Below are 20,522 nucleotides of genomic sequence, written 5' to 3' on the forward strand. Positions count from 1 at the left end.
TTCATTCGTCAGTACTAGGTTATTATAGTCCAATATTAATTCCTAAAGCAAAGCTTCTGTTAAAGAATGTGGAATTCACATCAAAGTCATACCAGTCTACAGTTTGATAAATACTACCTGGATTGATAGCTTGGAAATAGATTTTTAGATTGTTAAATCCATTTTTGTCGCAAAAATCTCTAGGGAAATTATATCCTAAGGAGATGTTTCTTATTTTAACAAAACCAGCATCTTTAAAGCCTAGAATTCCTGAAAAGTCATCTTGAGAACCTGAGGTTGCTTGTCCTAAAATTGGTTTTTGAAATTCTGCATCTGTGTTATCTGGAGTCCAGTAATCTACATCTATTTGATTAGAATGGGAAGTAAATGCTTGTCCTCCAATATTATCTTTATAGCCTAAACGAGAATAAATGTTCATGCTAAGTTCTATTCCTTTGTAAGAAAAAGCATTGTTCCATCCTAAAACCCATCTAGGATTGCTGTTTCCTAAAATTACACGATCCTCTTCTGTCATTTCATAATCTCCGTTTTGATCTTTTGGTCGCACATTTCCAGGCGTAAAATCATAACCATTGGCATTCCATAAAGCCATTTCCGCTTGGTCCTCTGGAGTATCTTGCCACATACCTTGGTTGTCATAACCGTATTCAATGGCTATAGAATTACCTATAAACCATCCATTATCTACCATGTCGTTTTTACCATAAGCTAACTCTTCAATTTCGTCTTTCTGCCAAGCTACATTAACATTAGTATCCCATGCAAAGCCTCCATTGGTTTGAATTGGAGTAGCATTTAGTGTTAACTCAACTCCACGGTTATTTGTTTTACCTATGTTAGCAATGATATTTGGATATCCAGTTAGGGTAGGGATGTTTACCGACATTAAGAGGTCGTTTGTAAAAGACTTATACATATCCAAACTACCGCTAATTCTATTACTAAACAAAGCAAAATCCAATCCTATGTTGTATTGAGTGGTTTTTTCCCATCCAAGATCAGAGTTAGCCATTGTTAATTGATCTCTAGAATAATATGGTTCATTGGTAGTATATCCTACTAAATTATCCATTCCGTTAAATGGAAGGTATATTTGAGTAATATCTCCTTTGGTAGCATATGGAGAAACCGCTGAGTTTCCTGTAACACCAAATCCTAAACGAAGTTTAAGATCATTAAGCCAAGTAGCTTCACTCATAAAGCTTTCTTGCTTAATTCTCCATGCCAAAGCAGCAGAAGGGAAGAAGTCCCATTTATTTCCTTCTCCTAACTGAGAAGCTCCATCCCAACGGCCAGAGAGTGTTAAAAGGTAACGGTCGTCAAAACCATAATTTGCTCTAACCATATAAGAGCTTAGTTGACGCTCTGTTAAGCCCGAACTCATTCCTGCATTATTATCTGGATTTGTAATATCTATAGTTCCAAAAGCATTCCATAAATAAGATTCTTTAGGAATGTTATTAGCACTCATAGCCGATTCTTCAATATTCCATGAGGAAGCGGTTTGTAAAAGGGTAAAACCTACATTGTGTTTTTCTGCAAAAGTTCTATTGTATAATAACATATTGTCTAGTGTCCACGAAAAATCTCTACGATTTCTTAGTCTTGCATAGTTAACACCTTCAGAACCGTCGGCATTGATTTTATAAGAAGAAGTACCATCTATATAAGCACCTTCTCTCCAATGACGAAAATCAGGACCAAAATTCATTTTGTATTGTAGTCCTTTTAACGGACTAATAATTTCGCCTAAATCTATAGTAGCAGAAAGACTTCCTAATAAACGCATGGTTTCAGATAACTGGGTACTTTTATCCCATTCGTCAATAATGGTATAAATACCAGATTCTCCTCCAGGATTAATTACTAGATTCCCATCAGCATCATAAGGAACTGCCATATTGTAAATTCCTTTTGCATTTCCATAGATTGCATCTGGACCAGAACCACTACGAGCTCCTAACCTAGACATTCCATAATCTTGTTCACTCCAAGTAGCATTCATGGTAGCGTTAAATGTAAACCAATCTGTTGCTTTTATTTCAGCACTCAGTTTTGCAGTATAACGCTCGTAAAATTGCCCTTTTTGAGTACCTTCGTTATTAAGGTATCCAAAAGAACCATAAGCATTCATCTTTTCGGTACCTCCACTAGCACTAATGTTATGTTCTGTAGTAACAGCAGTTTTTGTAACAAAATCTGTCCAATCTGTATTCATTACTCTAGAAGCGTCATAAGTTCCGTTTTGCCAGCCACTTAACACATTATCTCTAGAAGTTTGTCCATCCAAAGCACTATCAAAAATAACACGATCATTCTCTAAGGTTGGACTGTTTGGGTTTGCATAAGTTTGTGAATCAAGGTTATAAGCAGCCCATCGTCTAAATTCAATAAAATCGGCTGCACTCATAGAAGGAGCTCTATCAACAATATTAGAAGTAGTTACAACTCCAGTATAATCCAAGCTAAATCTACCCGGTTTCCCTTGTTTTGTAGATACTATAATTACCCCATTTGCACCACGAGATCCATAAATTGCAGTTGCTGAGGCATCTTTTAAAACCTCAATAGACTCAATATCTCTTGGGTTTAATGTTTCAATAGAACTATCGGACATAAGAGGTACCCCATCTACAACATATAAAGGATCGTTACTTGCAGTTAAAGAGCGACTTCCTCGAATTCGAACATCTCCAATTTCACCAGGACGCTGATTACTTGTAATGTCTATCCCTGCTGCTTTCCCTTGTAAAGCTTCAAAGGCATTATTAACAGGTTGGTTCATAAGTTCTTCAGATCCTACACTAACTAATGCTCCAGTAACGTCACTCTTTTTTGCAGTTCCATACCCAATTACAACTACTTCATCAAGTTCGTTGCTGTCCAATTTCATTACTGCATTATAGGTATTTTGTTGGGTAATAGTCTTCTCAATCGTTTGCGAGCCTACATACGTAAAAACCAATACTTCTCCTTGTGAAGCATTTATGCTGTAGTTTCCATCAAAATCTGTACTTACACCTCTTTGTGTTCCTTTTACAACTACATTAACACCAGGCATTGGAATCCCAGAATCATCTGTAACTGTACCAGTTATATTTTTACCTTGTCCATAAACTGAACCCGATATAAATATTAGGAGTAACGTACTTAGCCAAAGAAAAAAATTTTGTTTCATAAATAAATTAGTTTAGTTATCGATTTACCAAAAATATTTAATTGGTGTTTTTATACTATCCTGTTGTGTGCTGTAATCGATTACCCTTTTCTAAAGAATTTTAGTACTTAAATATCTTAAGTGTACTGTAAACACATATGTTTTGAAGCATTTAAGAATGTGATATTTTTATTGATTTTAAGTGAATATTTTGTAAGTTTTTATTTCATTTTATCTTTTTAAAGGCGCTTTTATTGTGTATTTATTAATATGAAGGGGGGGATTTTGTGATTACTCTATCGAAGGAAAGTACTTTTTATGTACTTAAAAATGAATCAAAATAGGCTAGTGCAGGACGGAGCAGGATGATATACTTTTGCTTAAACTATATATTTATACCTTTATTTAACCATACCAATCTATTTAAACCTATGAAAGTATTAAGCGTAACAAGCTGTATAGAGATATTTCTTCTTTTAATTTTAATATCTCCCCAATTTGTAACTTCTCAAGACGTCTTTCCAGATGGAACTACCATCCCAGATTGGTTTAAACAAGTGGAGGAAACCGATATTTCTAAATTGGGGAAACAATACGTTATTACCGATTTTGATGTTAAAATGGATAGTACGATAGTACAGACTGAAAAAATTCAAGGAGTTATTGACCAAGCGGGTACAAGTGGTGGTGGAGTAATTGTTATACCGAAAGGAGTTTTTTTAAGTGGCGCTTTATTTTTTAAGCAAAACACTCATTTATATTTGGAAAAGGGAGGTGTGCTAAAAGGAAGTGATGATATCAGTGATTTTCCAGTAGTAATGACAAGAATAGAAGGGCAGTCTGGGAAATATTTTCCAGCTTTGGTAAACGCTGATGGCTTGGATGGTTTTACAGTTTCTGGAAAAGGAACTATCAATGGAAATGGATTAAGGTATTGGAAGGCCTTTTGGTTGCGTAGAGAGTGGAATCCAGACTGTACCAATAAAGATGAAATGAGACCAAGACTTTTATATGTTTCCAATAGTAAGAATATTCAAATTTCTAATATTCACCTAAAAGATTCCCCTTTTTGGACAACTCATTTTTATAAGTGTGAAAATGTAAAATTACTCAATTTAAAGATTACCTCCCCTTCAAAACCAGTAAAAGCTCCTAGTACGGATGCTGTTGATATTGATGTATGTACTAACTTCTTAATTAAGAATTGTTATATGTCGGTTAACGATGATGCTGTTGCTCTAAAAGGAGGAAAGGGACCATTTGCTCATGAAGACCCAAATAATGGTGAGAATCGTAATATTTTAATAGAAGATAATACCTATGGTTTTTGTCACAGTGCTCTTACTTGTGGGAGTGAATCCTTACATAATTACAATGTACTTTTTAGACGTTCTACTGTGGAGGATGCCAGTAGGGTTTTTTGGTTAAAAATGAGACCAGATACCAATCAGAATTATGAATATATTGCCATAGAAGACATAAGTGGAAGCGCAAGAAATATGATTTATATAAAGCCATGGACTCAATTTTTTGACTTGAAAGGGGAGAAGGATATTAGAGCGTCTAAAGCGCAACATATAACTATGAAAAATTTAGAACTGACTTGCGATAAAGTTTTTAATATTCAAGAATCTAATCAGTATGAATTATCCAATTTCACCTTTGAAAATATTTCGGTAAATTCTAGTGATGGAGCCATTGAGAACACCAATTTTATTAAGGATTTAACGTTCAAAAAAGTTGATATTTCTTCAAAGTAGGAACTAAACAGCATGTGGTAAATAAGAGGAGGAAACTATTTTAGATGGCATTATTTTTTGCTGAGTTTTTTCGAATCAAAAGTATAATTCAATCGGCAAGGAAATCAGTAATAAACAGATAAGGTTAAATTGATTAAATGTATAAAAAAGTATATCTAGCAATTATATTGGGGCTTATTGGAGCCTTTGTTTCAGCACAAAACAATGCTAAGTGGCCTGAAGTTTCAAAAACCCAAAAAACGTGGACTCGTTGGTGGTGGATGGGAAATGCGGTAGACTCTATCGGCATAAAATATAATTTAGAAGCGTTGCACAAAGCTGGTATTGGGGGAGTAGAGATTACTCCTATTTATGGAGTGAAAGGAGAGGAGGATAATTTTATAGAATACCTTTCTCCGAGATGGATTCAGATGCTAGATTACACCCTTGAAGTTGCTGATAGTTTACACATGGGGGTAGATATGACGCTAGGAACTGGTTGGCCATATGGAGGGAAACAAGTAGAAGTTTCTCATGCTGCAAAAAAAATAGTAAGCGCCAAAAAACAGTTAAGCAAAGGAGCTAGCCTACATCAATTTATAGGAGATTCTGTTGTAAAAGGTACTACATTAAAGCTAAAAGGGATTTATGCCTACGGAGCTAACAATGTTTTTGTTGATTTAACTGAAAAGCTTTCCTATAAAAACAAAAAATGGGAGGCTAAAGATCAGGAATATACAGTGTATATAATTTATCAGGCTCCTACTGGGCAACAAGTAAAACGGGCAGCTCCGGGTGGTAAAGGTTACACACTAGATCATTATTCTAAAGCAGCTTTAGAGGATTATGTAAAACCTTTTGACAAGGCTTTTTCTGAAACCAAAGGAAAAGTACGCGCTATTTTTAATGACAGTTATGAGGTATATGGAACTGATTTTACCTCTCGATTTTTTGAAGAATTTGAAGAAAGAAGAGGGTATAGTTTAAAACCTTATTTAGATAAATTACTAGAAAAGAAAGATGATGAAATAAGCAATAGAATCCGAAGTGATTATAGAGAAACACTTTCAGATTTATTGCTAGAAGAATTTGATGAGCCATGGACTGCATGGGCGAATAAAAAGGGATTCAAAACAAAATTACAAGCGCATGGATCTCCCGGAAACTTGATAGATTTATATGCTTCTGCTGATATTCCAGAATGTGAAACTTTTGGTTCCATGCCATATGATATTCCGGGTTTTAGAAGAGAGGCCGAAAACATTAGGCAAGGAGATGCAGATCCTGCAATGTTGAAATTCTCATCTTCAGCGGCTCATATTTCAGGAAAAAAATTGGTGTCATCAGAAACTTTTACATGGCTCCGAGATCATTTTAAAACAGCACTTTCTCAATGTAAACCAGAAGCAGAAGATTTGCTTCTTAATGGAATTAATCATATTTTCTTACACGGTTCTACTTATTCTCCGCCGAGAGCTGCTTGGCCAGGATGGAAATTTTATGCTTCTGTTAATTTTAATTATAACAATAGTATTTGGGAAGATGCTTCGGGCTTATTTTCATATATCTCGAATTGCCAATCTTTTCTTCAACTAGGAAAACCAGATAACGAGGTGCTTCTATATTATCCTATTTATGATAGTTGGGATTCCTATTTAAAAGGCGATTTATTTTTTCAGTTTAAAATACATTCTTTAGATGAATGGCTTACAAATACCAAATTTTACAAAACCAATAAAGAATTAACAGAAAAAGGATATGCTGCAGATTATGTGTCGGATAGATTTATTGAGCAAATAGAAGTAAAAGAAGGAAAAATTGTACTTCCTGGAGGTGTCTATAAAGCCTTGGTTGTTCCAGATTGCAAATTAATGCCTTTAAAAACATTACAGAAGCTTAGAAATCTTCAAAAACAAGGGGCTCATATTATATTTCAAGGAGTTCCAAAGAGCATTCCAGGTTATTATGGAGTAGAAGAGCAAGAACAAAAGCTTAAAACACTTACAAAGGATATTAATATTGAAAACAGTTTATTTGATGCGTTAACTAATAGTAATGTAAGAAACGAAAATTTAGTTGAAACTGGTTTGAAATATATCCGAAGAGACCTAGACGGAGAAAAAATATATTATGTTGTAAACCATACAGCAGAAGCCAAAGATGAAGTTCTTTTGAATTTTTCTACGGAACAAATTACCATTTACAATCCTTTAAATGGAGATGTAGGGAAAGCAAAAATTACTTCAGAAGCAGATAAAACCAACGTAAAATTAAAGATAGCACCAGGAGAAGCTTATATTTTAAAAACGGGACTGGACACCGCTGTTGCTCCATGGGTGTACACTAATCCAATTGCCGAAAAGGAAGTAATAAAAACGCCTTGGAAGTTGTCTTTTAAACAAGGAGGTCCAGAAATCCCATCAGCAAAAAAACTATCAGAACTTACTTTTTGGACTGAGATTGATGATGCAAAAGCTACTGCATTTTCAGGGAGCGGAATTTATGAAACTACTTTTGAATTGGATAAAACAGCGGACTATTGGGAGTTAGATTTAGGGCAAGTAAGGGAAAGTGCTAAAGTGTGGATTAATAATGAGTATGTAGGTATTGTGTGGGCTATTCCATTTAAAATAAAAACCAATTTGTTTAAAAAAGGAGTTAATACTTTAAAAATTCAAGTCACCAATTTACCAGCAAATCGGATTAAAAATTTAGAAGAAAGCGGAAAGGAGTGGAAGCTATTCTATGAGATAAATATGGTAGATAAGGATTATAAAAAATTTGATGCTACTAAATGGAAGGTTACTCCTTCTGGACTTATGGGGCCAGTAACCATAACTCCTTTAATTCAGCAATAAAAAACATTAATGTCTAAGTAAGATACAAGACCACTTTGCTATAAGAATAAAGAACAAAGACAGAAGACAAGAAGAGCAAAGAGCAAAGACAAAAAGACTAAAAAACTCATTTAAATCTTGATATAAGCAAAGTCCAATGAATTCCGTTAACTTTTATCGGACAACAATAATTAAAAAACAATAAATATTAACAGATGAAAAAAAACCTATTACTAATAATCACACTTTGCATAGTTGCAAGTAGTTATGCACAAGACACTTTTAAAAAAGAAGAGATATTAAAAAATCTTATGTTAGCAAATGCATACTTTATGGATAAATGGCCTGATACAGGAAAAACCATTATAACCAATAAAGAGCGCCCTAGTAATATATGGACACGTGGAGTGTATTATGAAGGACTTATGGCATTGCATGAAATTTATCCTAAAGAATCCTATTATCAATATGCTTTGGATTGGGCAAATTCTCACAAATGGGGATTTAATGGAGGGAATACCACTAGAAATGCCGATAATTATTGTGCTGCACAGACGTATATAGATTTGTATAATTTAGAGCCTGAGGCTAGCAAGCTTAAAAACACACGTGCTTGCATGCAAATGTTGCTATCTACCCCACAGTTAAACGATTGGGATTGGATAGATGCGATACAAATGGGGATGCCAGTTTTGGCAAAAATGGGTGTATTGGATAATAATCCTGCATTTTATGAAAAGATGTACAATATGTATATGTTTACAAGAGATAAAGAAGGAGCTAATGGATTGTATAATCCTAAAGATGGCTTATGGTGGAGAGACGCAGATTTTGATCCGCCGTATACCGAGCCAAATGGAGAAGATTCTTATTGGAGTAGAGGAAATGGCTGGGTAATTGCAGCATTGGCAAAAGTATTGGCTATTGTTCCAGAATCAACACCACATCGAGACCAATACATAAAGGATTTAAAAGCGATGGCTAAAGCTTTAGTTCCATTGCAACGAAAAGATGGTTTTTGGAATGTAAGTTTGCATGATGAAAATAACTATGGAGGCAAAGAAGCAACAGGAACTTCCCTTTTTATATATGCAATGGCTTATGGAGTTAATCAAGGAATTTTGGATAAAGAAACGTATGTACCAGTTATCAAAAAAGGTTGGGAAGCTTTGATAAAAGATAGTTTGCATGAAAATGGATTTTTAGGATATGTACAATCCACTGGAAAGGAACCTAAAGCAGGACAACCTTTGTCGTATGATAAAGTTCCAGATTTTGAAGATTATGGATTAGGGTGTTTTCTTTTAGCAGGTACTGAGATTTATCGTATGAATTTAGAATAGATTATGAGGAATAAGGCATTTTTAACATTTTTATTTATTTTAATAACTGGTTTAGGGTATTCTCAAGACCAAAAAGTTATTAATATTTGGGATGAGATTCCAGAAAGTATAAAAGCAAAAGATTATACAGAAGAAGTAAAATATACTGAGGATAATGTTCCGAATAGAGTATCTAAAGTAAGTAAACCTACTTTGACAGTTTTTTTGCCTGAAAAAAAATACAATGAAAAAAGGCCAGCTATACTAATTTGTCCCGGTGGAGGTTATTCCCATTTATCTATTAATAAAGAAGGTTATAAAATAGCAAAGTGGTTAAACAGTATAGGAATTGCTGCCTTTGTGCTTAAATATAGACTTCCTAGTAATCAAATTATGAAGGATAAAAAAATAGGTCCTTTGCAAGATGCTCAAAGAGCTATTAGAGTTATTAGGAAAAATGCCGAAAATTGGAATATAAACACAGAAAAAGTAGGAGTGATAGGATTTTCGGCTGGAGGACATTTAGCAGCTACTTTATCAACTCAATATAATAAAAAGGTATATAATTTTGATGAAAATATAAGTGCAAGGCCAGACTTCTCTATTCTTTTGTATCCTGTTATTTCCATGGAAGATACTTATACTCATAAGGGATCTCAAACCCATTTATTAGGAGAAAACCCTTCCGAAGCTTTAAAAAAGGAGTTTACTTCAAGCTATCAAATAAATTCTCAAACGCCACCTGCATTTTTGGTTCACGCTATTGATGATCAAGCAGTACCTGTAGAAAACAGTATTGAATACTTCAAGTCGCTAAAAAAAGAAAATGTAGCTGTAGAACTACACCTTTATGAAAAAGGAGGGCATGGATTTGGGATGGGAAATAATGAGTTGACAAAGCAGTGGACTGAGGCTTGCGAAAAGTGGCTATTAGCAAATAATATTTTACCCAATAAAAAGGTTTATCTATTCTCTTATTTTAAAGGAAATGGAGAAGACGGACTTCATTATGCCTATAGTATGGATGGATATACTTGGAAGGCATTAAACAATGATGCATCTTTTTTAACTCCAGTTGTAGGAGAGAGTAAACTAATGAGAGACCCTTGTATTATAAGAGGGAGGGATGGTAATTTTCATATGGTTTGGACCTGTGGATGGACAGAGAAGGGAATAGGTTATGCAAGTTCTCCAGATTTGATACATTGGTCTAAACAGCAGTACTTCCCAGTGATGGAGACTGAAGAAAAGGCTAGAAATTGTTGGGCTCCAGAGATTACCTATGATGCCAAACAGGACTTGTATTTGATTTATTGGGCAACAACTATAGCAGGTAAATATCCAGAGACACAATCAAAAGAAGAAAGTGGGTATAACCACCGAATGTATTATACAACTACTAAAAATTTTAAAGAATTCTCTGCTACCGAGTTGCTTTACGAACCTGGATTTAATGTTATAGATGCAACTGTTGTTCCTAAAAATGGACAATATGTTATGTTTTTAAAAGATGAAACTAGAGAACTAGCAGCCAAAAATATTAGAATTGCATTTGCAGATACTGTAACGGGACCTTATGAAAATGCAGGGAAACCTATTACAGGAAATTACTGGGCTGAAGGGCCAACTACAGCCCAAATTGACGGAGATTGGATTGTTTATTTTGATAAATATATCGATAAGAAGTATGGGGCAGTTAAGTCTCCTGACTTAAAAAAATGGACAGATATTTCTGATGAAGTTACATTTCCAAAAGGAATGCGACACGGAAGTGTAATAGAAATTTCCATTGAAGAATTTAATAAAAATTTTAGTGCAGACGATTAAAATGTTCGTAACATGTTTTCGAGTTATTAAATCCCTTATTGAGGGTTTTATTCCCCAGAGCTTGCCCTGAGTTTATCGAAGAGCTCTACGTCGAAATGGATTAAAATATTTTTCCTTTGAATACCTCGTAGGCTTGCCTCGAAGTAGTTGATTAAAAAAATAGCGGGGGCTCAGCCCCCGCTATTTTTTTAACTTTACACACTTAGTGAGATATATTTGATTTTTAAATACATGCTAATCTATGGATACACTACCTTCCAATCATCTTTCATGCTAGCTATAGTCCATCCTTTTTCGGTTGCTTCGTCTAGTGCTTTGTCAAAAGTACCTATATGAGATTTTCGATCGTATGCCCATTCTCTATTAGCATCTGTATGATGCACATACAATTTAAAGGTTTTATGCTTATTTGCATCTGTCCAACGAAGCATTTGTAAGTCGCCATCAGAATTTCCTGCAGCAAATACTGGTTTGCGACCAATATAGCGGTTAATTCCTACAGGTTTTCCTTCTTTGTCATCTACTAAGTCAATAGCAGGTAATCTTTTAATTATCGGACTCCCATTATTGTAATCGTATTCAGTTTTTACACTACTTCCTATTACTTGATTTTTTGGAATACCATACACTTCTTCTGCCCAAGGACGCATAAATTCAATTCCGCCACCAGATACTATAAAAGTTTTAAAATCATTATCACGTAGATATTGCAATAACTCTAACATGGGTTGAAATACCATTTCAGTAAACAACTTCTTTTTGGTAGGATGTTGCGCAGTGGCAATCCAATCTGTTACCAAATTTTCAAACTCGTCGGTAGTTGTTCCAGCGTGGGTAGCCATTACAATTTGAAGTAATCCTTTTTCACCCTGCTTCATCAATTCTTCCATATTATTTTCAAGCACCGCTTTAAAAGGTTGTTTACTTTTCCATTCTGGATGTTCGGGAGCCATTGTTTTTATTCGATCTAACGCAAAGAAAAACTGAAAGTAAATAGGCTGTTCAGACCATAATGTTCCGTCATTATCAAATGTTGCAATTCTATCTGCTATTGGAATAAAGTTGGCGCTTTCCTTTGTGGTAACATCGGTTACATACTCTATAATAGCTTTCTTGGTTTTTCCATCATTCCAAGACGGTAGAGGATCTGCTTGTTCTACTACCGTTGTAACTTCAGCTTCAGTAATAGCTTCAGTTGTATTTTGTTTACATGCTATAAAAGAGCAGAGAAAAATACTTAACATTATAATGTTTATTGCCTTGAATTTCATTTTCATGGTTTTTTAGAATTTGGTTATTTTCAGTGTTATAAAGAATAAAAAAAGCGAATAATAAGCACTTAATTTATGAACTAAAGAGGTTGCGGGAGACCATTTGTAGGAGGAGAATAATGTAAGACTAAAATAATAAATTTTCTTGAATATAAACTCTTATTCAATCTCTTATGGAGATTATATAGAAGATGAGTATTGGAATTTTATTAAGATAGTGCAATTTTGATGAAACATTGCACATCTTTTATATGATTTTAAATGAAATCAAACAAATGCATAAAAAACGAAAAACACTGAAAATCATACGATTAACAGTGTTTTATTTCTTCCCATTTCTAGGTTAGTCGGGGTGGCAGAACTAACTTGCCACTAGACAATATTTTAATAACCAGACACTTATATTGTTTCAATAAAACGAGGTAACCGAATAGGTAACCTTTGCCTCGATTTTATTCGTGAAAACAAAGATATATGAATATCTTAAACTAAAAAACAATAAATACCTTCAAATTTTATCTATTTTTTTGTGTGCTAATCCTTTAGCATCTGAATACCTTCTGTATAATTATGAAAAAACTAAAAGCTTGGGCAAAAAAGCTAAAGCTACAATTGGTGCTACTGCATTTGGCCTATAAGGATAAAAGAACACCTTGGTATGCCAAGGCATTGATATTCGTAATCATTGCCTATGCGCTGAGCCCCATAGACCTTATTCCAGATTTTATCCCGATAATTGGCTATTTGGACGATCTAATTTTGTTGCCGATAGGCATTTATTTAGCTTTCAGGCTTATCCCTGATGATGTGAAAGCGGAGTGTTTGACAAGGGCAAAAGACTATAATTGGAACAAAAAGAACAACTGGGTGATCGGGGGCATAATCATTTTGATTTGGGCGTTTATGGGTTTTTGGATTTTTAAAAGCGTATCCCCAATCAAATAGTTCAGAATAAAAGCTAAATGTGTTAATTCCAATTTTCAAGAAACCATCATTACCGGAATATCGGAATGGCGCATCACCCGTTCTGCAACACTCCCCATCAAAAGATGTTTTAACCCTGTCCTTCCGTGAGTTCCCAGTACAAGTAGATTGGCCTTCCAGTTTTGTGCGTTTTTTAGGATATCCTCTTCCGGATTGCCCTCGGGCATAAATTTCATAAGTTCATTGCCATTGTACATTTCTGCCAATTCATCCAAGGTTTGCTCCGCCTCTTTCTTTAATACAATCAAGGCCTGTTCGTGTGTGATCCCGGCATCTACATTGCCAAATGCTTTCGATTTTTCGATTACAAAAAGCAATGCGGCCTTAGCCCCTAATTGATGAGCGAGTTCCAAGCCTTTTTTGGCGGCTTTCATTGAATACTCACTGCTATCTACGGCAATTAAAATTTTCTTGTACGCCATATCTATTTATTTTTGAATTAAAAAAGTTATTGTGGATGTTCCATTTTATTTTTGGTTTTGGGAACAAAAAACAACATAAACAGAAATACTAAGATACTCATTATTGCGGTAAGCAGAAAGGTAACCGATGCGCCGTAAAATGTCCATAACAACCCGGCAAACGCACTGGCAACCATCAATGCGATACTTTGCAGGGCTACAAATAGCCCCATTGCCGTGCCCACTTCTTCATTTTTGACCAGGCTGGCCACCCACGCTTTTGAGATGCCTTCGGTGGCTGCCATATAAATTCCATAAATCCCGAAAAGAACATAAAAAAGGGTATTGTTTCCCGCTTCTGCCATTCCGAAGTAAATGCCCGAAAAAAGGATCAGTCCAAAAAGGAAAATCTTTTTTATACCGATATGGTCTGCCAATAATCCAAGCGGAAATGCGGCAACGGCATAGATGAAGTTATAAAAGATATAAACTGTGAGGACATTGTTTTCGCTTCCCGTGGCTTCGTTCACTTTTAGCAATAACAACATATCCGAACTATTGAAAAGTGCAAAAGCAATAAGGCCCACAATTAACCTTTTGTATGTGGGGCTTGCAATTTTCCAATACTTAAAAAATGAAAAGAACCCCGGGGAACTTATTTGCTTTTTTGTTGGCAATGGTTTCTCCTTTATAAAATAGGTAATGCCTACCGAAATAATCCCCGGCACAAAAGCAATATAAAAAAGCCACCTAAGTTGGCCCGGATAAAAATATAAAAACAGTAGTGCAAGTGCAGGGCCGAATACCGCGCCCAAGGTGTCCCAGCCTCTATGAAAACTGAATACCTGCCCTTTGGTCTTTAACGTGGCCTCTCCTGAAAGCAGCGCATCCCTTGGTGCGGTACGAAAACCTTTCCCAAGACGGTCAATAGTCCTTGAAAAAAATATCCAAATCGGATAAATGAAAACGGCCATCATCGGTTTGGAAAGTGCGCTCAAAAGATAGCCCACCCGTACAAAGGGCATCCGTTTTCCAACTCTGTCGCTCCAGTTTCCAAAGTAGCCTTTGCTAAGTCCTGCGGTCGCTTCGGCAAGTCCTTCCAGAACACCTATTAAAAATATGGAAAACCCAATGTTTTGAAGGTAAACCGGAATAATGGGATACAGTATTTCGCTTGCGATATCGGCAAACATACTTACCAATGAAAGTATCCAGACCAGACGGGTTATATTTTTAAACATTAAAAGGTTGTTTTGCGGTTTTTTTTATATAGAAAAAATACAATTTGCTTATTGAATAGCCTAAACCTATTCCTAACAATGCGGCTACTATTACATCCCCCGGATAGTGAACGCCATTATAAATCCGACTGTAGGAAACCAGAAGTGCCCAAAAGCCCAATATCCATTTCAACCAGTTGAATTTTTTTGGTAAAATAAAAAATAAAAATGAAGCAAGGGCAAAAGCGTTGGCCGCGTGGGACGACACAAACCCATATTGACCTCCCGGCCCGGCTTTGCTCAAATGGATTAATCCTTCCAATGCCGGATTATGAGATGGCCGCAAGCGTTTTACCATATGCTTTATAAGGTGCGAGGCTATCTGATCTGCCAAAGTAATAAGAATCCCAATGGAAATGAAAATCGGGATACTCCATTTTTTGTAATGCCATATCAAAAGAGCTGCGATAGCAATGTAAAAGGGTACCCAAAACAGTTTATCACTTGCCCAATACATAATCGGATCAAAAAAAGCTTTGTGCTTTCCGTTAAGGTAAAGGAAAAGCTTAGTGTCAAGTGAGCTGAATTTTTCTATCATTATCAACTATTTTTGGGTGGTTGCCATAATTTTTCTTAGATCGTATATTGATAAAGCTTGACCTATTCAATTCTTTATTTTTTCAATTCAATTTCACTTTTTACCACTACGATTTTTGTTTCCTCAAGCAATAGCTTTTGATGTTGTAAGAATTCATTGATTTTTTCTTCTGTATCTGTGAGTTCTACCACGTGTGGATGTTTATAATGCCTTGTTTCACTAATTCCCCAGTGAATTTTTCCTTTTTCAAAATACCCTTTGCTCACGTTAAAATTCAACGCCTGATCTAAATCAAAAGCTTTGGCTTTTTTTATCAATTCTGAAGCAAAATCCCCGGCCTTCAACCTGTTCCAAAAAGAAAGGTTTTTGATTTTTTGACCGTATTCAAAGTAAATCCTGATGGTTATATGGTTTTTCATTTATTATTGTTTTTATTTCGTCTATGTTTAATTTCAGCTAATTGAAGGCCTTTTTCGCGGGTATATACCGGATGCTTGGGGCTTCCTATAATTTGGGAGGAATAAACCCCGGAGTGGCCGGAGAATAAATAAGCAGTACTACAAGCTAACGCTATAAAGACACCTGATTCTATTCCGAAAAGTTCTATTCCCATTACCGTACAGGCAATAGGTGTATTGGTTGCCCCGGCAAAAACGGCCACAAATCCCATACCTGCCAACAAACCCATTGGCAAAGGAATAAACCAAATCAAAACGTTGCCCAATGTAGCCCCGATATAGAACAAAGGGGTTACTTCACCTCCCTTAAAGCCTGCGCCAAGGGTAAACGAGGTGAATAAAACTTTTAATAAAAAATCATAAGAATTGAGATGAATATTAAAAGAATCGACAATAGTTGGAATGCCAAGCCCTATATATTTGGTGGTTCCCATAAAATAAATAGCGATTGCCAAAATAACCCCACCAATTACCGGTCGTAAAGGCGGATAATTGATATATTTTTTAAACAAATCTCCCCAAAAATGGGTCGATTTGGAAAACAGCATCCCTACCAGTCCAAAAATAATCCCTGCCAATAATGCCCATAACAAATTTGCCGGGTTCATATTAGCTACTTCGGTTATATGATATTGGGTATGGGAAACGCCCCAAATCCTGCAAAAATAATCAGCAAAAACAGCCGCCATAAAACTTGGGATAATAGCATCCAATCTTATACGCCCCAATACCAAAACTTCAAGGGCAAAGATCCCCCCGGCCAAGGGTGTTCCAAACACCGAAGCAAAACCGGCACTTATCCCGGCAATCAACACAATTTTACGGTTTCGTCTTGAAAGTTTGAACAGCTTCGTAAACCTGTCGGCCACTGCGCCACCTACCTGAACTGCCGTTCCTTCACGTCCTGCCGACCCCCCGAAGAAATGGGTGAGAACAGTTCCGAACAATACCAAAGGTGCCATCCGGAAAGGAATGATCTTTTTTGGGGAGTGAAATTCCTCCAACAATAAATTATTGCCCTTAACAACGCTGTTACCATATAAATGATAGGATAGCCCGATTATAAAACCACCTACGGGCAATAAGGCAATAATCCATAAATGGGATTCCCGCCAAGCCGTTGCCCATTCCAGGCTTAAAAGAAAAAACGCAGAAATACTTCCGGCAATGGCACCTATTAACAAGCAGATCAAGATCCACTTTAAAAGGTATAGCAGGGAGGGTATTTGTTCTATTGAGGCTAAAGATTCTTTAATTTTTTTCAGATTCATACGGCCTAATTAATTATTTTTAAAGGCTTTTATCCCCGTAAACACAGCTTCTTTGCCCAATTCCTGTTCTATCCTGATGAGTTGATTGAACTTTGCAATGCGCTCGCCACGGCTACCGCTTCCCGTTTTTATTTTTCCGGCTGCCGTTGCCACGGCCAAATCTGCGATAAAAGTATCCTCGGTCTTCCCGCTTCGGTGGGAAATGAAAAAACCGTATTTGTTCTTCTTTGCCAATGCTATTGTTTCTAAGGTTTCGGTAACTGTACCTATTTGGTTCAACTTGATGAGAATGGAATTACAGGCGTTTTTATCGATGGCTTCCTGTAACAGTCTTTTGTTGGTACACAGCAGATCGTCCCCGATCAATTCGATCTTGCTCCCCAGTTCATTTGTGAGGGTCCGCCATCCTTCCCAGTCGTTTTCCGCCATTCCATCTTCCAACGAAATAATGGGATATTGATCTACCCAGCTTTTCCAAAGATCAATGAGCTGGTCGCTTGAATATTTTTTTTGAGTGCTTTTAAATAAAACATAGTTCCCATCCTGCCATAGTTCGCTCGCTGCGGGATCCAAGCAAATGGAAATATCGATGCCCGGTTTATAGCCCGCTTTTTCAATGGCTTCAAGGATTACTTCAATCGCTTCTTCATTAGATTTTAAATTAGGTGCAAACCCGCCTTCATCGCCAACTCCGGTAAAGTAATTTTTATTTTTCAGGATACTTTTCAAGGCGTGGAAAGTTTCTTCTCCCATTCGGATAGCTTCATAAAAAGCGGGGGCGTTATGGGGGGCAATCATAAATTCCTGAAAATCCACATTGTTATCGGCGTGAGCCCCGCCATTTATCACGTTCATACAGGGCACCGGCATTGTGAATTTTCCATCGGTATTCAAATAACGGTATAAAGGCTCTTTCGAAAATGCTGCTGCCGCTCTGGCAAATGCCATAGAAACGGGCAGTATGGCATTGGCGCCAAGATTTGATTTGTTGGGGGTGCCGTCCAGTTCCATTAGAAAATTGTCCAACTCCTGTTGGTTATCGAACACTTTATTGGAAAGGGCCGGTGCGATAATTTGGTTAACGTTGTTTACCGCCTTTAATACCCCTTTGCCATTGTATCGCGTTTTGTCCCCGTCCCGGAGTTCAACAGCTTCCTTTTCCCCGGTACTTGCACCGGAAGGGCAGATGGCACGGCCAAAAAATCCTTTTTCTAAAGTAACTTCTGCTTCCACAGTTGGATTTCCACGGGAGTCCAAAACTTCCCTTGCAATAAGTTTTTGAATTTTCATAATTTTAGTTTTTAAATTCTTTTTGATAGTCTGTAATTGCTTGTTGAATAATTTCTTTCGCCATTGCCGCATTTTGAAATTCTTCCACCCGGACAGTTTTATTTTCCAGCTTTTTGTAATCCTCAAAAAAGTTTTTGAGCTCCAGGGCAAAGTGTTTGGGCAGTTCTGAAACATCGTTGATATGGTTTACGCTCATATCATTTTTCGCGACCGCGATTATTTTATCGTCGGCTTCGTCATTATCTATCATCCGCATTACCCCGATTACTTTGGCCTCCAAAATACAGAGCGGTTGCACATCGATTTGCGAAAGCACCAATATATCTAGAGGGTCGTGGTCCTCTCCTAAAGTTTGGGGGATAAACCCATAATTTTCGGGATAATTGACCGAAGAAAACAGCACCCGGTCCAACCGGAGCATCCCGGTTTCCTTATCCAGTTCATATTTAGCCTTACTTCCCTTGGGGATTTCAATAATGGCCTGAACCATTTCAGGTTGTTCGTTTCCGATGGGCACGTGGTGCCAAGGATTAAAGTTTTTCATATTCATATTTTTGTTAAAGTTATTCCCCCAAATACAGCTAATAAGCCAAGCGTGAAACTGCTTATTGCGTAGATGGCAAAAGTGAGGTAGTTGGAATTCTGAAGTAAAATTGTGTTTTCTAAAGTAAAGGATGAAAATGTGGTGAAGCCCCCGCAAAAACCGGTTGTAAGAAAAAGCCGCAGTTCCGGCGTGAGCCATTCAAAGCGTTGCCCAAGGCCAAAAATCACCCCGATCAACAAACAGCCCAATATGTTTGCCGCAAATGTTCCGTAAGGAAATGCAGAGGGGAAGTGTTTGGTCAACCATATTGCCGTGAGATACCTTGCAATACTGCCCAAAAAACCCCCAGTGCCCACCAATAAAAAAATCCTACCCATAACCGTTTTAGATTAAATTGAGTAGGAGTCATTAGCTTTTTGGGCGGTTTTGGCGAACTCCATCGCCTTTGTATGTTAAGTGTGCGAATTTAAGATTATTATTTGAAAATGCTTATTTTATTTCCAATTTCTGAAACGAATAACATTATTCTTGACCTGCTGATTGTTCAACAGTATTCTCGGCCAAAATGATTGACCCAAAAAATTTCGTTTTTAAAAAAGATAAGTAAAAAAAAACCACCTAGTTAAGACTGTTGAAATCCAGTAAGTTGATCAATTTATGTTTTAAAAATATTATTCTATGACCGTTTTAAAACTTACTTATATTAGTCCCTGTACGGCCTTAATTTTTAAATGGATCAGTAGCCGCCTTCCGATGAGTTTTTTATTAAAAGAAGAAAATTGCTGTATGTGATCAAAATCTATTTGTTACCGTGTCTTCCCAAAGAAAATGATTATACTATTCCCCGTTATTTATTTTCTTTAAAATCCCTTTAGAATTTTATATTACTTTTATTTTTTAATTATTAACAACAAATGAAATATTTAATTGCCGAAGACGAGAAAGATTTACAAATTTCCATCGCTAAATATTTAAGCAGTGATGCAAATATTTGTGAAACCGCATCAGATTATCTTGAGGCTTCTGAAAAATTAGAATTATATGAGTATGATCTTGTGATACTCGATATCAACCTGGTAACGGGAAGTGGTCTTGTCTTGCTCAAAAAACTTAAAAAGCAACATAAAAAATGCGGGGTTATTATCATATCGGCAAATAGTTCCCTGGACAATAAACTGGAAGGGCTCGATCTGGGTGCTGATGATTATATCACTAAACCCTTTCATCTTGCAGAACTAAATTCTCGTATCAAAGCGGTACTCAGAAGAGGACAGTTTGGTGGAAATGATACCATTACATTTAAAGAGATACGACTTGATACGTTGGCACGTAGTGCTTATGTAAACGATAAACCAATCACACTCACACGGAAGGAATATGACCTTCTGTTGTTTTTTATCATTAACCAAGGCCGAGTGCTTTCCAAGGCCATTATTGCAGAACATTTATGGGGTGATGATAGTGACTTACTTGACAATTTTGATTTTATTTATGTACACATTAATAATCTAAGGAAAAAGCTCACAAAAGAAGGGGCTAAATATATACAGACCGCCTACGGTAGCGGTTATAAATTTATAGCAGATTAGTACCAAAAGTAAAA

16 protein-coding genes and 1 riboswitch are annotated in these 20,522 nt (G+C 36.4%); of the genes, 6 read left to right on the top strand and 10 right to left on the bottom strand.

Annotated elements, in window-relative coordinates:
• Positions 1 to 22: 22 nt before the first annotated feature.
• A complete protein-coding gene (locus AC13CQ_RS10215) occupies positions 23 to 3,178 on the bottom strand; it encodes a SusC/RagA family TonB-linked outer membrane protein (protein WP_474506554.1) in 3,156 nt (1,051 codons plus the stop codon).
• Positions 3,179 to 3,588: 410 nt separating this feature from the next.
• On the opposite strand from AC13CQ_RS10215, the gene AC13CQ_RS10220 reads away from it, so the two are divergent.
• The 4 genes from AC13CQ_RS10220 (at position 3,589) to AC13CQ_RS10235 (ending at position 10,882) form a co-directional block, all read left to right on the top strand.
• Positions 3,589 to 4,917, top strand: coding sequence for a rhamnogalacturonidase (locus AC13CQ_RS10220; RefSeq protein ID WP_335587785.1), 1,329 nt, complete (start codon positions 3,589 to 3,591; stop codon positions 4,915 to 4,917).
• Positions 4,918 to 5,054: 137 nt separating this feature from the next.
• Positions 5,055 to 7,754 (top strand): glycosyl hydrolase, encoded by a 2,700-nt coding sequence (locus AC13CQ_RS10225; protein ID WP_474506553.1) that lies wholly within the window; start codon positions 5,055 to 5,057, stop codon positions 7,752 to 7,754.
• A gap of 194 nt (positions 7,755 to 7,948) precedes the next feature.
• A complete protein-coding gene (locus tag AC13CQ_RS10230; protein WP_337901062.1) occupies positions 7,949 to 9,076 on the top strand; it encodes a glycoside hydrolase family 88/105 protein in 1,128 nt (375 codons plus the stop codon).
• 3 nt (positions 9,077 to 9,079) lie between these two features.
• Positions 9,080 to 10,882 carry a prolyl oligopeptidase family serine peptidase gene (locus AC13CQ_RS10235; protein WP_474506552.1) on the top strand — a complete coding sequence of 601 codons (1,803 nt, stop codon included), beginning with the start codon at positions 9,080 to 9,082 and terminating at the stop codon, positions 10,880 to 10,882.
• A 239-nt stretch (positions 10,883 to 11,121) separates the two neighbouring features.
• Here AC13CQ_RS10235 and AC13CQ_RS10240 read toward each other — a convergent pair whose 3' ends face one another.
• Positions 11,122 to 12,153: an HAD family hydrolase gene (locus AC13CQ_RS10240; RefSeq protein ID WP_474506551.1), complete on the bottom strand. Its 1,032-nt coding sequence runs from the start codon at positions 12,151 to 12,153 to the stop codon at positions 11,122 to 11,124.
• 570 nt (positions 12,154 to 12,723) lie between these two features.
• Between AC13CQ_RS10240 and AC13CQ_RS10245 the strand changes: the two genes are divergently transcribed.
• Positions 12,724 to 13,098: a YkvA family protein gene (locus AC13CQ_RS10245; protein ID WP_050989677.1), complete on the top strand. Its 375-nt coding sequence runs from the start codon at positions 12,724 to 12,726 to the stop codon at positions 13,096 to 13,098.
• 35 nt (positions 13,099 to 13,133) lie between these two features.
• Here AC13CQ_RS10245 and AC13CQ_RS10250 read toward each other — a convergent pair whose 3' ends face one another.
• The 8 genes from AC13CQ_RS10250 to crcB all read right to left on the bottom strand — a co-directional run bounded on the left by AC13CQ_RS10250 (position 13,134) and on the right by crcB (position 19,296).
• Positions 13,134 to 13,559: a universal stress protein gene (locus tag AC13CQ_RS10250; protein ID WP_008612692.1), complete on the bottom strand. Its 426-nt coding sequence runs from the start codon at positions 13,557 to 13,559 to the stop codon at positions 13,134 to 13,136.
• A gap of 26 nt (positions 13,560 to 13,585) precedes the next feature.
• Positions 13,586 to 14,779 carry an MFS transporter gene (locus tag AC13CQ_RS10255; protein WP_008612693.1) on the bottom strand — a complete coding sequence of 398 codons (1,194 nt, stop codon included), beginning with the start codon at positions 14,777 to 14,779 and terminating at the stop codon, positions 13,586 to 13,588.
• On the bottom strand, positions 14,772 to 15,356 hold the full coding sequence (locus AC13CQ_RS10260) for a phosphatase PAP2 family protein (RefSeq protein ID WP_008612694.1): 585 nt from the start codon (positions 15,354 to 15,356) through the stop codon (positions 14,772 to 14,774). The genes AC13CQ_RS10255 and AC13CQ_RS10260 overlap by 8 nt, the downstream gene beginning before the upstream one ends.
• 74 nt (positions 15,357 to 15,430) lie before the next feature.
• Positions 15,431 to 15,775, bottom strand: a complete 345-nt coding sequence (locus AC13CQ_RS10265; protein ID WP_008612696.1) for a DUF190 domain-containing protein — start codon at positions 15,773 to 15,775, stop codon at positions 15,431 to 15,433.
• Positions 15,772 to 17,085 carry a voltage-gated chloride channel family protein gene (locus tag AC13CQ_RS10270; RefSeq protein WP_008612697.1) on the bottom strand — a complete coding sequence of 438 codons (1,314 nt, stop codon included), beginning with the start codon at positions 17,083 to 17,085 and terminating at the stop codon, positions 15,772 to 15,774. Before AC13CQ_RS10270 ends, AC13CQ_RS10265 begins: the two co-directional genes overlap by 4 nt.
• 9 nt (positions 17,086 to 17,094) lie before the next feature.
• Positions 17,095 to 18,375, bottom strand: coding sequence for a phosphopyruvate hydratase (eno, locus tag AC13CQ_RS10275; protein WP_008612698.1), 1,281 nt, complete (start codon positions 18,373 to 18,375; stop codon positions 17,095 to 17,097).
• A 4-nt stretch (positions 18,376 to 18,379) separates the two neighbouring features.
• Positions 18,380 to 18,919: an inorganic diphosphatase gene (locus tag AC13CQ_RS10280; RefSeq protein WP_008612699.1), complete on the bottom strand. Its 540-nt coding sequence runs from the start codon at positions 18,917 to 18,919 to the stop codon at positions 18,380 to 18,382.
• 2 nt (positions 18,920 to 18,921) lie between these two features.
• On the bottom strand, positions 18,922 to 19,296 hold the full coding sequence (gene crcB / locus AC13CQ_RS10285; RefSeq protein WP_008612701.1) for a fluoride efflux transporter CrcB: 375 nt from the start codon (positions 19,294 to 19,296) through the stop codon (positions 18,922 to 18,924).
• 15 nt (positions 19,297 to 19,311) lie between these two features.
• Positions 19,312 to 19,372: riboswitch (Fluoride riboswitch) on the bottom strand.
• 461 nt (positions 19,373 to 19,833) lie between these two features.
• On the opposite strand from crcB, the gene AC13CQ_RS10290 reads away from it, so the two are divergent.
• Positions 19,834 to 20,508 carry a response regulator transcription factor gene (locus AC13CQ_RS10290; protein WP_008612702.1) on the top strand — a complete coding sequence of 225 codons (675 nt, stop codon included), beginning with the start codon at positions 19,834 to 19,836 and terminating at the stop codon, positions 20,506 to 20,508.
• Positions 20,509 to 20,522: the final 14 nt, after the last annotated feature.

Source organism: Galbibacter sp. L-19 (assembly GCF_056857615.1).